The sequence below is a fragment of the Lysinibacillus sp. G01H genome, from assembly GCF_028872195.1.
Taxonomy (GTDB): Bacteria; Bacillota; Bacilli; order Bacillales_A; family Planococcaceae; genus Lysinibacillus; species Lysinibacillus capsici.
Genome location: NZ_CP118397.1, coordinates 2,653,105 through 2,668,448 on the forward strand (window position 1 = coordinate 2,653,105; position 15,344 = coordinate 2,668,448).

The following is a 15,344-nucleotide window of genomic DNA, read 5'->3' on the forward strand; positions in this document are numbered from 1 at the left end:
CATAGAGAATTTAATTTTGGGAAGTGTACGAAAATAGATTCATGCCAACCAATTAAAAAGGTATTGGGATGGCTTTCCCAATACCTTTCAGGGCTATTGCTTGATTATGAATTATGATGTGCTGACTGATAATCTACGTGCTGCTCCTGTCCAAGAGGTGCCCTTTTAATAGAAAAGATGGCGCAGCCTAATGCACAAAGAACTAGAATCGTACCAAAGCTAGCTAGGTGCATAACGGATCCTGTCCAAGCAAACATTGCGCCACCCACTGCTGATCCGATAGAAATACCAATTTGCAGGGCTGCTGTATTTAAGCTTTGCTGAATATCCGATGATTGAGGATCCGCTTGAATTAAGTAATTTTGTAATGGCGGTGTCAGTGCCCAGCTCAACGCACCCCATAAAACCGTAAATACTAAAAACAGTGGAAGGGCAATAATTGTATAAGGAATACTAAATAAGACAATGGCAAAAGCTGAGACAATTAAAATAATGGCTTTACTTGTGCCAATTTTATCACTCACCCATCCACCTACAGCATTCCCACTAACAGAGGCAATACCAAAGATTAAGTAACAAATACTAATCCATGAAGCATTCATATCAAATGCCTCTACTAAAAATGGTGTTAAATAGGCGTAAAGCATGTAATGACCCGCTAGCATAAATAGGGTAGTTAACTGTGCTGTCAGGATTTTCAAATTCGCCAGCGATTTGATTTGCGCCTTGAGTGGCACTACTTCTCCAATTGGCATTTTTTCAAGTAATAAAGCAATTAATATCATTGAAATCGTTGATAGGATACTAATACCTAAAAATACGGCTCGCCAGCCAAACGCTTCTGTAATAAAAATACCCATTGGCACACCGATCACCAGCGCAGAACTTACACCCATAAAAACAAGCCCCAGTGCTTTAGCACGATGGCGAGGCTCTACGATTTTAGTTGTAATCGTTAATGATAAAACAATCACTAACGCTGTACTCATAGCTGTGAAAATACGTGCGATTAGCACAATGATAAACGTTGTACTGAAGAAGGTCATTAGATTTCCTAACGTAAAAATAAATAAAGAAATAAGGAATAAGCGCTTCCGCTCCACCTTGGCTGTCAAGGATAGTAGGACAGGCGCAGAAATCGCATAAACAAGTGCAAAAATAGTAATTAATTGTCCCGCCGTCGCTAAAGACACATCTAAATCCTCTGCAATATTTGGCAGGATTCCGCCAACAATTAATTCAACTAACCCTACTGCAAAGGTAGTTACAGCAAGAATATAAACTCTCCAATTCATCGTAATCTCCCCTTCGTTACACGTTCATTTTTGTAGGAGATTGTTTTAAAACAAACTAAAAAAATCCTGACTACAAAAATGAAGCAAAGTTTTGTAGTCAGGATTTTATGGTTCCTGGTAGAGACCCTCAATCCATATTATTGAGGTTATACAGATCAAATATTTACTTTAGCTATAGTAGCACATCAAAATTTCATTGACAATAACTTTTTTCATAGAATTCATTGCCTTTAAAAATCTTTTGGGCAAGAGAAAATTTCGATTTTCTGCTTATATTTCGACGAATTTGACCATATATAGTAACATACAATAACTATTTTACGAGGTGATTGTTTGCGTATAGTAGGATTTGTCTGCTATTTTTTAATACTATTTTATGGCGTAGAATTAGTAGAAGAAGCGTTCACAAATGAAGAACCAGCAATGCAATCTCCCATGAAAAGTAAGCCATCGCCCATCAAGGAAACCGTTGAAAATTCAAGGATTTGTGTCTATTATCCCACGTATAAAAGCTGTACCGATTTACCCCAACAATAAAAAAGAGGCTACTCAATGGAGTGACCTCTTTTTTCATCATTTTGAGCCAATATGAAAATGACTAAATGGATAGAGTATTAATTTTGATTCACCATATACAGCATCCTCTGAAATTAAACCATAATGGCGACTGTCACTACTTTTTAAGCGATTGTCACCAAGCACAAAATACATGCCCTCCGGCACTTCTTTTTCATTCACTAATTGTTCCAATGTAAAGTTTTCCGTAATGCGTAATTGATTAGGATCATCCGTTTGACGGTTCACATAATCTTCTTTGTATGCTTTGCCATTTACGTACAATACATCATCTTTCATTTCCACTTTATCCCCTGGAAGCCCAATGACACGTTTAATATATAACTCATCTTCGACAGGTGATTGGAAAACAATTTGATCGAAGCGCTCGATTTTACTTGTTTTGCTTACAATAATAATATCCTTATCGTGATAAGTTGGATACATGGATGCTCCCTGCACTTTAATCGGCGCAAATAAGAATTGCTTACAGCCAAAAACAACAACAGCTGTAATGGCAATAATTTTGATGTAGGATACTATTTCTTTTTTTAGATTGGATGGTTTTTCCGCTTGCATGCTCATTCCCCGATACTGTTTTTTTTAATAGTATAACATTTTCTCACTATTATTGACGAATGAATCACACAAATTGTTTCCTATTCATAGAAAAATAGACAAGGCTACAAAGTAACATTGTCTAGAAATTGATATTTTGCTGTTTCATCGTTATGAATGGTTAGTTTGTGTGGTAGAGTGATGCTGCTCGTTTAATAAATCTACTGCTAATACGATACCCACTGGTAATGCAAATGCTAATAAAATTGTGCCTATAATCATCACAATCACTCCTTTAACCATTTCTAATGTCAGTATACACTTAATTTTCTGATATTTCAAGAAATATCGAAAAATGATGAATAACAGCAAAAAAATCATTCAACTAGGCATGCACCCTACCTGAATGATTTTTTATCCCTTACATAAATAATTTTAAACATAATACTTGTAGGCCTCTTATTGCTGATTGGACTGGATTTTTTCGCACTTTACGTTTAGGTACATAGCTTTGCATGCAATGATTCAGCGCTGTATACCTCAGCACCTGGGTCCTCCCATTCATTCATCTCCCTCCCTTCGTGGCCAAAAAGTTTACAACTAGTATGCGACATTTGTAAGCAACTTGCTTCCTTATTTTTGTAAATGGTTTTTTAAATCCGTTTGTATTTTTTGAAGCTCTGCCTCATTCGGAATATAATACCAAATGCGGTTAATCCTTTCACCGTCTCCCTCTTCAAACGATAACTGCTCAATATCCTTATCCATTTTTTTATAAATACTTTGTAGCTGAATAAGATCCTTCACCGAAAAATTCATGCGAACATTGTCGCCTAGTACATTCAACATATCGGTTGCTTTTAATAATGTTGATGGTGTGGAGGCTTTTTTCATCACCGCTTCAATGATTTGACGTTGTCGAATTTGGCGTCCAAAATCACCTCGAGGATCTTCATAACGAATACGAGAAAAAATAAGGGCCTCATTACCATCTAATGTGATTTCTCCCTTTGGATAATGGTATTCGTCAAAGGTTAAATCCATATCATTATCGATTGTTACGCCACCCAGCGTATCAATAATTTGTAAAAAACCCTCCATATTAATAAAAACATAATAATCAATGGGTATATTTAAAAAGTTTTCGACCGTATCCACAGCCATAGGGACGCCTCCAAAGGCATAGGCATGATTAATCTTATCTACCGTATCATGACCAACGATTTCTGTTCGAGTATCACGGGGTATACTAAGCATTTTCATCGTCTGCTTTTCAGGATTCACAGTGATTACAATCATGGTATCGGAACGTCCACTATCATCTTTTCGTTCATCGACCCCAAGCATTAGAACCGAAAATGGATCTTTTTTAATCACTGTTTTTTCTTCTGGTTGTGCTGCATCTGTTGTTTGAATAAGTGGTGTATTTATTTTATTCATAGTTTTTTGGATGGTAAAGTAGGCAGTACCTATAAAAATTAAAAAAATTGCTAATAGGCTACCAACAATCCACAGCCATAATTTTTTCTTGCTCTTTTTCTCTTTTGAGCGTTTCATGTTTTTTTCCATACATAAGTCCTTTCTTGCTTAACAATTTTGCCCCTCTTTTTGACGTATTAAGTTGGAAAAAAGTTTATCTAGTCTACTTATATGCATAATGAACGAAAAAAAGACGTACACTAGTATTTACTAAATTTACAACATACTATTCCCTCATTTGTCAATTATCTTCTTTCTCCTCTATCAAAATGATGCTATCTTAATTTATTGAAAATTCATTATTGTTGATATATACTAATTTCCAGATACAACGTCTCTATAATAGAAACGTTTTTAGGAGGGATCACTCAATGTTTCAGAAAAGAAGAGAGCAGCTCGTTTCCCGTATGCAGCAACAGTCAATTGATGTAGCAGTGCTAGTGCCAGGGTCAAGCATGTATTATTTTACAGGTCTTCAGTTAAAGCAAAGTGAACGCCTAACGGTAGCCGCTATTACTGCTCACCATCAATTATACTTTCTCGTTCCACAAGTAGAATTAACAAAAGTTGACTTGCGGAATGGTGGAACAATCTTATCCTATTCGGATGAAGAAGGACCGACACAGGCCATCCAGCAACTAAAAAAAGAACTAGAAACAGCGCAGACACTTGGCGTTGAGTTTGACACCATGCGCGTGAAGGAACAGAAAGCGATTGAACATCTTACATATGACAATTTATGTGATATCGGTGAAACCATTCGTGATATACGTATGGAAAAAGATGAACACGAAATAGCCCTCATGCGTCAGGCTGTACAGATTGTCGAAGAAAGTCTTGCAGCCACATTACCGATTATTCAAGCTGGTATTTCAGAGATGGAAGTCGCAGCCCAATTAGAATATGAAATGAGACGACGTGGATCAGAGGGAACACCTTTTGGAACCATTGTTGCTTCTGGTTATCGAGGTGCACTGCCTCATGGCAGAGCGAGCACAAAGAAAATAGAGACAGGTGAATTAATCGTCATAGATTTTGGCGCGATTTATAAGGGCTATGTGGCGGATATGACTAGAACAGTTGCTTTAGGAGAAGTTTCACCAACGCTCAAAACCATTTATAGTATTGTGAAGCAAGCAAATGAAACAGCCATAGCAGCCATAAAACCAGGTATGACAGCTCATGCCATTGATGATCTGGCAAGAGGCATTATTCGCGATGCTGGCTATGGCGATTATTTCACACACCGACTTGGCCATGGCATTGGTTTAAGTGCACATGAAGAGCCTTATATGATGCAGCGTAATCAGCTAGTGTTAAAGCCAGGCATGGCCTTTACCGTGGAGCCAGGTATCTATGTGCAGGATGTTGGTGGTGTTCGTATCGAGGATAATTTAATCGTCACAGAAAATGGTTACGAAAATTTCATGACCTATTCGAAAGAATTAATCATTTTATAAGGTTGGTGTGTACAATGATCGATATGAGGAAAATACAACAGGATATGCCACTACTTGAACACTATATTTACCTAAACACAGCTGCTGCATCTGCCATGCCACAGCCAGTAGTGGATGAGATGACTAGCTATCTCCAAAAACAAGCAAGTATTGGTCCCTACTTGCCCTCCTTTCGTCAAGAAACGTATGCGCAAGTAGAGCGTATTCGAGAAAAAGCCGCATTGTTCATCGGCGCAACAAAAGAGGAAATTGCCTTTGTGCCAAACGGTTCAGTGGCGATTAATTATGTCGCAGGGGGCTTGCAATGGAAACAGGGAGATGAGGTCATAGTGCTCGACACAGAAATGTTGAGTAACTATGTGCCTTGGCTTGCCCTTCAGCAGCAAGGGGTACAGCTGAAAGTGTTAAAAACCAATGATGAATATATGGTAGATTTAGATGCACTTGAGCAACTCATCACACCACAAACGAAATTGATTACCTTTGCCCATATGTCTAATGCTGCTGGGGCACTCCAGCCCGCCAAAGAAATATGTCAGCTCGCCCAGCAACACCATGTACTAACATTGATGAATGCCAATCAAACACTTGGTTTAACACCGATTAATGTTGCCGAACTTGGCTGTGACTTTCTAGTTGCATGTGGGCGGAAATGGCTACGCGGCCCTGAAGGATCAGGTATTTTATATGTACGAGAAGCACTCATTCCAACATTGACGCCTATTATGATTGGCTGGGGCAGCACCCAGTGGGATTATCAGAACAATGCCTATTCTTTTTTAGAAACCGCTAAACGTTTTGAGCCAGGTTGTCCAATCATTCCAAGTATTTTTGGATTAGGTGCAGCTATTGATTATGCGAACAATATTGGTATCCACCACATATATGATCGTGTAAAGCAGCTAACAAACTATTTAATTGAACAGCTTGCAACCATTCCAAACATTGTCTTATATGGTCCTCAAAATAGTGCTCATCGATTATCGATTACGCCGTTTAACATTGAAGGGCTGTCACCAGATGAGCTAACCAATGCTTTAGCAGGACATGGGGTCATCATTGAAGCTGGCACATTTATGGCGAATACCATTATGGAACGCAATCAGATTTCTAAAATGGCCCGTTTTTCACCACACTATTTTAATACGTTTGAAGAAATTGACAAGGCCGTATCCATTATGAAAAAAATCCAAGCAAAGGCTCAAGATAGTTAATGTCTATCTTGAGCCTCTTTTTCATGCTTATTCATGATATAATTTAAAGCTGTATTGATCGAAATACCGTTGAATATTCATCGCTCCGTATTGAAGAACATTCACCATTTCAGGTAATTTCTCCTCTGTTGGCTTACGATAAATAGGACCAGCAATTGTTAAAGAGGCAATGACTTCTTTTTTACTATTAAAAAGAGGTACACCTATCCCAAATACTGAATGAGAGTACTCTCCCGTTGAAAAGCACCAGCCTTGCTGTTGTATTTTTTCTAAATCGGCTAACATTTCATCAGGGTCAGTAATGGTTTCAGGAGTTAATCTTTTCATCCCATGTTCCATGATCTCCTTTTTTCTCTCTTCAGGTAGATAAGCCATGATGACTTTACAAGATGCCCCGATATGTAGTGGTGTCCGCGTGCCAATCGACACTGAAAACTTAATGGTTTGAGAGCTCTCAGCTATTTCTACTGTGACACCATCTGTGCCATCCAGCCAAGTTAAAAATACGGATTCTTTAATGGTATCTGCAAGGTTGATCATAATTGGTAAAACAAAGTCAGAAAGATTTAATTTATCTTTAACCATCTGGCCATATTCTAGAAAGCGAAGCCCTAATTCATATTTTTTTGTCTCCGGATTTTGAATAAGAAAGCCTTGTTTTTCGAAGGTTGCTAAAATCCGATAAATAATGGAGTGACTAATATCCATCTCTTTCGCTAGCTCACGAACACCCCATGTAGGATTTTCCTTATTAAAATATTTCAGTACCTCCAATGAGTTATCTAATGTTTTTAATGTCATTTCACACCTCAAATGTCTCTATAATAGAACCGTATTTTGATTATAAAATGAACACGGACAGTTTTCAATAAATTCAACTATTTTACAATTAGATTTTAAATGCACGATTTCATTTCAAGCAGTTCCTATGCACATTCGGATTGTGCAGAGCATGGCTATCACACTAATAAAGAAGGCTATCCGCTAGAATCCTCTTTCTATCCGTCATATATTGAGTTTTATCCGCCAGTTTGAACATTTTATCCACTTAGAGCCATTCTATCACGCTAATAAAGAAGGCTATCCGTCAGAATCCTCTTTTTATCCGTCACATATTGAGTTTTATCCGCGAGTTTGGACATTCTATCCACTTAGAGCCATTCTATTCCGCAAAAAAGGAGGGCTATCCGCCTGAACAATGAAAAATCAACCCATCTCTTAAAAGGTAGGTTGATTTTTTTACATGGCTATTTCTGCTGAATACCCTGTACTAATTTTTCTTGAATCCGCAAGTATTGGGTAATTTCCTCGTCATCTAATACTTCAAAAAGCTGTACAAAGACCTCTTTCCCGATAGATTGAGCCTTTGCTAAAGCACTTTGACCCTCGTCTGTAATTTGTAAGCGAATGGTGCGACGGTCGGATGGATCATATAGTCTTTCTGCTAATCCAAGCTTGACCAGCTTTTCAGCAATGCTCGTCATAGCACCTTTTGTATAGCCGATTGTCTCAGCTAACTCGGCTTGTTTTTGTGGGCCTTTGACATGTAGCTCATTTAAAACTAAAATTGGTGAAATTCCTAAAGGATATGGGAACGCTTTTGTAAAACGTATAATATTCGCATTGTTCACCTGTTCAATCATATGAATCAGTTTAAAAATATTTGTCTGTTTCAAAAAAATCCTCCTCAAACGCTGAGAATTAATGAAGCATTAGTGAGCCTCCATCCACCATAATCGTTTGACCTGTAATATATTGAGAATCGTCAGAAGCTAAGAAAACAGCTACTCGACCGATATCTTGCTCAATATCACCAAAACGGCCTAACGGGATTTTACTTCTCACCGCTTCATAATACTCTGGCTGTGCTTTTGCCCATGCTTGTACACCTGGTGAATCAGCAAGCGGACTAATGATATTGACATTAATACCAAAACGTCCCCATTCATTTGCGGCAACACGGGAAATACCACGAATGGCTTCCTTGGCAGCGGCATAAGCAGCCTGTGTTTCATGACCTTGAATGCCTGCTCCAGATGCAAAGTTAATAATATTACCCTTAGTTTCTTTTAAATGCGGTAGGGCTGCTTGCATTAAATAGAAGGTTGGATAAAAACCTGTTCCAAATGACAAATCAAGATCTGCTTGTGTAGTTTCTTCTATTGTAACTTGTTTAGCAGCATGAGCGTTATTAACTAGCACATCTAGTTTACCGTATTTTTCTACGACTGTATCAATAATTTTTGGTAATTGGTCGCGTTCCATTAGATTAGCCTGTAAAAACATAGACTTCGGAGACATTTCTTGTAATTCTTTTGCCATTGCCTCGCCTGCTTCTGTATTTAAGTCAACAATTGTCACAATCGCCCCTTCCTTTACCATAGCTTTTGCCATTCCACTACCAATCCCACCTGCGCCACCAGTAATAATGACCACTTTGTTTTGTAGCTTACCCATTGCAACAACATCTCCTTCTTGTTTATCTGTTAATAATTTAACATCAAACTATTTAGTTTTAAACTAAAATGCTTCAGATAAAAAGCCTATTCTAGAGAAGAGTTAATCCAAAATAAGCTTTTCTAAAATTGATTGTCCGTTTACTCTTTTCCAGCGCTCTATTTCTGATTCGATATTACACCAAATATAGACCCTTTAATGTAGGTTTGTCCTTGTAAAGACTGCAATTGCTCTGGAGTACCAGTTACTACAGCCCCGGTTATTTTCACATCACTTTTCTCTAGGGTTCCATTTTCCCCTACTAAAGCTTGATAAACCTGATTTGTTTCCCACTCAAAGTTCTTGCTTTTACGAAGAAGCTCAATGTTTCGAATAAAGGTCTCAACCTCGTCGTTTGAAGAGCGTCGAGGTTTAGGTTTAGATTGCTCTGATTGGAAGCCGTAAATGTATGGATCATTGGCTGAAATAGTATTCTGTCCTTGCTTAAAAAAATCTAGTGTAGCATCTGGATAGGCATCCACCCACCACCAATCTACTTGTACTTCAGAAGGTAGCTTGCTTTTAATTTCACCAAAATTATAGGCATCATCAAAGGAAATAGCTATTTCTACTAAAGTATTTTTCTCCAATTGATGCAGTTCACTAATATTATCTTGGTAATGATCGTAGGAAATCCTTGGATGATAAAAAAACATTTCTCGGTCACCTGTGTAGTCATTAAACCGTTCGAATTGATATGTTTCTGCCAGTGATTCTGAACCTTCTATCTGGATGGAGCTAGAAATGGCCGTTCGTGTAAGCGTTCCAAATAAATTATAATCGCTTTTGATAGGCTCCCAAATATATGGACGATGCTGATCTCCAAGCACCTTATAGGTTGTTGTTGTTATTTTCCCTCCCAGCAAATGATCGTCATAAACCTGATTACTAATTTGGACATTGGGCGCACTTATTTCGTTAAATAAATGAATATCATCCATTACTTTTTGCGCGCTATTTAACGATAAAGCCCTCAGCCCATACCATAATGCTATTAGCACAATGGGGGTAACGACCAATGTAATCCCAATCATTTTGACTGTTGACCAAAACCTTGCCTTTCTCATTATTTTTTTCGTTTGTTTATCATCAAACAAAAATTCATTTTCTTCTTTATTCATCATGAATATCCTCCTTAAATCGTTCTGTAAATTCTTCCCTAGCACGTCTGACATGCGTTTTTAGTGTGTTTTCATTCTTATTCATCAAGGCTGAAATTTCCTTATACGATAATCCCAGCTCATATTTCAGGATTAATAATTCCTGATGCAAAATGGATAACGTTTCGAGTGTGTTCTGTATGTCCTTTAATTTTTCTTTCTTTAGCATCTGGATCTCAGGAATATGAATGAATGAAGTCAATTGAACCTCATCTAATTCTGTTGTTGGATGACGTGTTTCTTTTCTCTTGAGATCATAAAATTGATTGGTTGCTACACGATATAACCAACTCATTACTTTGTCTGACTGAATTCCATTTTTATGTAATAAAAATTTATAACATGTATCTTGGACGATATCTTCTGCATCCTCATGGGCTAATCCACGTTTTCTCAAATAACGATATAGCAGCGTTCCTGCTTGCTGTAGAAACGCATTCATTGATTGCTTTACCATGTCCACCTCCCTTCTGCCTATACAACGCAGAACTCCATGAAAAGTTTACATATTACAAAAAGTTCCCATTAATTATTTTAGTTTAATGAAAACCAACAACATTTATTTTCAAATACATACAAGCATCTTTTTAATTTGACAAGAATATACTGTAGCAGCTAGCTAAAATCACTTTCAAGAAAGGAGTTGTGGATAATGGGTGCTAAATGGATAAAGGTTTCAGTCTTTTATTTATTGATTGTTTTTGCTTTTGGCCTGTTTATGCATTATACGGTTCAACTTCAATGGAAAGCGACACATGCTCATATTGGTGTGGTAGGTTGGCTGACTACTGGATTCATTGGTTTAATTTATTCGACTTATAAAAATGCTGCGGAGACAGGTCTCGCCAAAGCACAGTTCTGGCTTTACAATCTCGGTTTACCCTTCCTTTTTGTTGGCATGATGATGGTGTATTGGGATGTACCACGCTGGTTATTTGAGCTTTTCGTGTCTGGTGGTGGTATTGCTGTAGCGTTGTCTGTCCTGTTATTCTTTGTCAATGTCTTTAAATATGTAAGATAAATAGAAAAGCCCCGCTTCAGTTGAAGTGGGGCTTTTCATAGCTATTAATTTATTGTAAGGAGTTCGCTTGCATTTGATACATTTTGTCATAAATTCCGCCAAGTGCTAGCAGTTCATCATGCGTGCCGTTTTCTACAATTTTCCCGCGATCAAGTACAAGAATACGATCTGCATTTTTAATCGTAGAAAGTCGATGGGCAATAATAAACGTTGTTCGTCCTTTTTTCAGGACATCCATCGCATGCTGAATAATTTCTTCCGTTTCCGTATCAATATTCGATGTCGCTTCATCTAATATTAAAATTGCTGGATCAAATGCTAGAGCGCGTGCAAATGAAATCAACTGACGTTGTCCTGAAGATAATGTACTGCCCTTCTCAATGACTGGCTCCTCATAGCCATTTGGTAAATTAGCTAAAACGCGTTCCCCACCAACAGCATTTAAGGAAGCTTCTATTTTCTCCTGAGAGATGCGCGGGTTGTTTAAGCTAACATTGGATGCAATCGTACCCGTAAATAAGTAAGGGTCCTGTAGCACAATACCCATATGTTCACGCATCGTTTGACGTGGAACAGAGGTAATATCAATGCCATCAATGGTTATTTTGCCTTTTGACGGATCGTAGAAGCGGAACAACAAGTTCATTATGGAACTTTTCCCTGAACCTGTATGACCAACTAAGGCAATTGTTTCACCTTGATGTGCTTCAAATGACAGGTTTTTCAACACATATTCATTATCTTTATAGGCAAAGGAAACATCTTCGAAAACCACATTTCCTTTATATCGTGGGATGCTCTTTTTAGAAACAGGCTCGCCATTCGTATCGAGCACCTCAAAGACACGTTTACCTGCAATGAGTGAACGCTCAAGCTGTGAAAACTGGTTCACAATATTCGTGATCGGATTAAATAGCTTTGTTAAGTAATCAACAAATGCATACAATGTCCCTGCCGTAATCACTTCAGTTGCAGTGAATGAGCGTGTACCAAAGTAGAAAATAAAGACCGTAAACATGATGAGTCTTAGCGTATTCACAAGGTTAAAGGATGTAGCTGAATCAAGCACCAGCAGCTTACGTTCATACGCATAATGCTCATTATTCATGTCATCAAATTCCTTCGTCATTTGCTGCTCACGACGGAACGCCTGAATAATTGTCATGCCCTGAATGGATTCATTAATCATGGCATTAATATCTGCAATTTTTGTACGAATGACATCGTTGTATTTAGAGGCAAATTTTCGATATAAAATCATCCACACATAAACAATTGGAATCATGGTTAAAGCAAGCATTGCCATTTTCCAATTTAAAATAAAGAGCGCTATATACACCCCAAAAATAGAAATAAAGCTCGTCGCAAAATTAGATAGTACCTGTACATATAGATTCCGAACTGCCTCTGTATCGTTTGTTACACGAGCAACAATTTTACCCGCTGGTAAATTGTCAAAGTATTGGATCGGTAAAGTTTGAATATGTTCAAAGACATCTTTACGTAATTTTTGGATGACACGATTTGCCCCAATTTGCAAATAAATATACATAAAATAACGTAATATGGCTGTTGCAATGGCTAAAAGTAAATAAACAATGAGCAACCATGTAATCGGTTTGATTTCTATATGACCGATTGTCATATAATTATCAATAATATGTTTCGCAATAAACGGTCCAACAAGCTCCGTGAATACGGCAATGGTTAGGAAGAATAAGCCTAATAGTATCGGCTTTTTAAAATACATCGCATAGCGTATTAAACGTTGACTCGTACTCATGAGGCACCTCCTTCTAGCTGCTGACGGTCAAATTGCTCTTTATACCATCCTTGTTGCGCAAGAAGTTCCTCATGTGTTCCCTGCTCTACAATTTGCCCATCATCCAGTACGATGATGACATCGGCATGCTGAATACCAGACAAGCGATGTGTCGTAATAATCGTCGTTTTACCTTGACGTTCACGCTGAATATTTTCAATAATTCTTGCCTCTGTCTTCGCGTCGACAGCGGAAAGCGAATCATCCAGCATTAAAATTTCAGGATCTTTAATTAAAGCACGAGCAATAGACACACGTTGTTTTTGACCGCCTGAAAGAGAGACACCCTTTTCTCCAACAAGTGTTTCAAGGCCCATTGGTAGATTGTCTAAATCCTTTTCAAAATAAGCGGCACGTATCGCCTGCTGCAACTCTGCTTGTGTTGCATCTTCTTTCCCAAATAATATATTTTCACGAATAGTTCGTGAGAATAGCACATGATCTTGTGGCACATAACCAATCCAATCGAGGATCTGCTCCTTCGTTTGAGCCGTAATATCGATACCGTCAATGGCAAGCTGTCCCTGACCAATTGGGTATTCTCGCAATAATTGGCGTAGGAAGGTTGTTTTACCTGCTCCCGTTTTACCTACAATGCCAAGGGTTTGACCTTTTTTCAAGGAAAGTGAAATCTGCTGTAGGTTTTTCACCTGACTCATCGGATATTGGAATGTTAAGGCATCAAAGCCAATCGCATTTGGTGTCGCAATCATTTGTGGATTCGGAATATTTTGAACATCCGCCTCGTAGTTCAAGGTTTCCTGCACGCGATCTAGTGAGGCATTCCCCTGCTGCATAACATTGATGAGCTCACCAATCGCAAATATCGGCCAAACAGCCAAACCTAAATAAACATTAAACGTGACCAGTTGCCCAACCGTCATCGCCTCAGTTGCCACTAAATGAGCCCCGTAACCAAGTGCTACAACATAGCTAATGCCTGTTCCGACTTTTGTAATTGGACCAAATAAAGCATTGATTTTCGCTGTATGAATATTTTTCGCATACACAACTTCACTCATATCTGCAAAATTAGCCTCATCCTTTTTTTCCTGCACATAGGCACGCACCACGCGCACTCCTGCTACAGATTCTAGCACACTATCATTTAGTTCCCCAAAAGCATCTTGTGCCTTCATATATCGCTCATGAACAATTTTCCCTAAATATTGAATGAGGATCGCCATAATAGGAACTGGTAACATAGCAAAAAATGTAAGCTTCCACGAAATCATATAGCCCATCGCAAAAATAATAAAGCCCATATAAATCGTTGAATCAATCAACGTCATAATGCCAAAACCTGCTGTCGTGGATACGGCATTCAAGTCATTTGTTGCACGCGCCATCAGGTCACCGGTACGGTTTTTTTCATAAAATGTTGGGGTCATGCGTAAAAAATGCTGCATTAAATTACGACGTAAAATTTTCTCAAGGTTGATAGCTCCTTCAAATAGTCGGAATTGCCACACAAAATTTAATAAATAGCCCCCAATAATAATCCCAATAAAAATCAAGACATACTTTGTTAAAATAGCTGGTGTCATTTCTCCTGCAGTCAATAGATCTATAATAGAACCGAGTAAATAGGGAGGGACAACCTCTAATCCACTGGCAACCATTAGTAGAATAATGGCCACCGTATATTGCTTCCAGTATTTTTTAAAGAACCAGCCTAATTTACTTAACACATCAAACATACATCATAACCTTCTTTCCTCCGTGCTGTTGTGGATGACTACCCACTTTCTAGAAATTCCTTTTTGAAAATCATTCTTCTAACTGTTTTTGTCATATACATACACTCCTTTTTGTTTTCACTACAACCTTTTTTGCACAAAAAAAGACACATACCCTAAAAGAGTAAGTGTCTCTTATAAAAGGCAGGATAATTCCATACCTAGTTCTGCAATAGTAAATAAAGCGTTAGGCACGGACAATGTATGTAACTGTGATTGAATTTGATGCGGATAAAATTAACATTGTCATGCCCTCCTTTAGTTTATTTGTTATAGTGTTCTTGAAGATTATCACACTATAGAAATATTTGTCAACTATCACCCTGTTATTTTTTATCATTTTCAGGAAATAGTTAGCGCTTTAAAGCATTGAAATGCTTCAAGGAATCAAAGGGAGAACATGCTTAAAATTACAGTGTTGTCTATAACCTTACAATAATTCTACAGCACAAACATTAACCTAAAGACTGAAATACACGACTAGTGATTTTGATACCAAATAGCAGACAATAGAATATTCTCTTTGCGTCTATTGCACTCCTTCA

General features: G+C 38.0%; 14 protein-coding genes and 1 riboswitch. Of the genes, 3 read left to right on the forward strand and 11 right to left on the reverse strand.

Annotated features, from left to right (window positions below; genetic code table 11):
* Positions 1-104 precede the first annotated feature (104 nt).
* The 4 genes from PSR12_RS13585 to PSR12_RS13600 form a co-directional block, all read right to left on the reverse strand.
* A complete protein-coding gene (locus PSR12_RS13585) occupies positions 105-1,295 on the reverse strand; it encodes an MFS transporter (RefSeq protein ID WP_004230558.1) in 1,191 nt (396 codons plus the stop codon).
* Between the two features lie 74 nt (positions 1,296-1,369).
* Positions 1,370-1,469, reverse strand: a riboswitch (purine riboswitch).
* Between the two features lie 399 nt (positions 1,470-1,868).
* The gene (gene lepB, locus PSR12_RS13590) at positions 1,869-2,429 is read right to left on the reverse strand and encodes a signal peptidase I (RefSeq protein WP_274769355.1); all 561 of its coding nucleotides are present in this window, start codon (positions 2,427-2,429) and stop codon (positions 1,869-1,871) included.
* 150 nt (positions 2,430-2,579) lie between these two features.
* Positions 2,580-2,690 carry a transcriptional regulator gene (locus tag PSR12_RS13595; protein WP_221680345.1) on the reverse strand — a complete coding sequence of 37 codons (111 nt, stop codon included), beginning with the start codon at positions 2,688-2,690 and terminating at the stop codon, positions 2,580-2,582.
* Positions 2,691-3,041: 351 nt separating this feature from the next.
* Positions 3,042-3,977 carry an LCP family glycopolymer transferase gene (locus tag PSR12_RS13600; protein ID WP_004230561.1) on the reverse strand — a complete coding sequence of 312 codons (936 nt, stop codon included), beginning with the start codon at positions 3,975-3,977 and terminating at the stop codon, positions 3,042-3,044.
* 281 nt (positions 3,978-4,258) lie between these two features.
* Here PSR12_RS13600 and PSR12_RS13605 point away from each other — a divergent pair, with 281 nt between their 5' ends.
* Positions 4,259-5,347 (forward strand): M24 family metallopeptidase, encoded by a 1,089-nt coding sequence (locus PSR12_RS13605; protein ID WP_221680344.1) that lies wholly within the window; start codon positions 4,259-4,261, stop codon positions 5,345-5,347.
* Between the two features lie 14 nt (positions 5,348-5,361).
* Positions 5,362-6,561 (forward strand): aminotransferase class V-fold PLP-dependent enzyme, encoded by a 1,200-nt coding sequence (locus PSR12_RS13610; protein WP_221680343.1) that lies wholly within the window; start codon positions 5,362-5,364, stop codon positions 6,559-6,561.
* A gap of 27 nt (positions 6,562-6,588) precedes the next feature.
* On the opposite strand, the gene PSR12_RS13615 is transcribed toward PSR12_RS13610, so the two are convergent.
* From PSR12_RS13615 to PSR12_RS13635, 5 genes are all read right to left on the reverse strand, one after another.
* The gene (locus tag PSR12_RS13615) at positions 6,589-7,362 is read right to left on the reverse strand and encodes an IclR family transcriptional regulator (protein WP_221680342.1); all 774 of its coding nucleotides are present in this window, start codon (positions 7,360-7,362) and stop codon (positions 6,589-6,591) included.
* A 446-nt stretch (positions 7,363-7,808) separates the two neighbouring features.
* Entirely contained in the window at positions 7,809-8,237 is a 429-nt protein-coding gene (locus PSR12_RS13620) for a MarR family winged helix-turn-helix transcriptional regulator (RefSeq protein WP_255600819.1), read from the reverse strand.
* A 25-nt stretch (positions 8,238-8,262) separates the two neighbouring features.
* Positions 8,263-9,018, reverse strand: a complete 756-nt coding sequence (locus PSR12_RS13625; RefSeq protein ID WP_004230568.1) for an SDR family NAD(P)-dependent oxidoreductase — start codon at positions 9,016-9,018, stop codon at positions 8,263-8,265.
* A gap of 158 nt (positions 9,019-9,176) precedes the next feature.
* Positions 9,177-10,181, reverse strand: a complete 1,005-nt coding sequence (locus PSR12_RS13630) for an anti-sigma factor (RefSeq protein ID WP_263081853.1) — start codon at positions 10,179-10,181, stop codon at positions 9,177-9,179.
* On the reverse strand, positions 10,171-10,674 hold the full coding sequence (locus PSR12_RS13635; RefSeq protein ID WP_221680341.1) for an RNA polymerase sigma factor: 504 nt from the start codon (positions 10,672-10,674) through the stop codon (positions 10,171-10,173). The genes PSR12_RS13630 and PSR12_RS13635 overlap by 11 nt, the downstream gene beginning before the upstream one ends.
* A gap of 195 nt (positions 10,675-10,869) precedes the next feature.
* Here PSR12_RS13635 and PSR12_RS13640 point away from each other — a divergent pair, with 195 nt between their 5' ends.
* Complete coding sequence (locus PSR12_RS13640) at positions 10,870-11,238, forward strand: hypothetical protein (RefSeq protein WP_004230571.1); 369 nt, start codon at positions 10,870-10,872, stop codon at positions 11,236-11,238.
* A 49-nt stretch (positions 11,239-11,287) separates the two neighbouring features.
* Here PSR12_RS13640 and PSR12_RS13645 read toward each other — a convergent pair whose 3' ends face one another.
* Together PSR12_RS13645 and PSR12_RS13650 are read right to left on the reverse strand one after the other, a co-directional pair.
* A complete protein-coding gene (locus tag PSR12_RS13645; protein WP_221680340.1) occupies positions 11,288-13,021 on the reverse strand; it encodes an ABC transporter ATP-binding protein in 1,734 nt (577 codons plus the stop codon).
* On the reverse strand, positions 13,018-14,760 hold the full coding sequence (locus PSR12_RS13650; RefSeq protein ID WP_274769360.1) for an ABC transporter ATP-binding protein: 1,743 nt from the start codon (positions 14,758-14,760) through the stop codon (positions 13,018-13,020). The genes PSR12_RS13645 and PSR12_RS13650 overlap by 4 nt, the downstream gene beginning before the upstream one ends.
* Positions 14,761-15,344 lie beyond the last annotated feature (584 nt).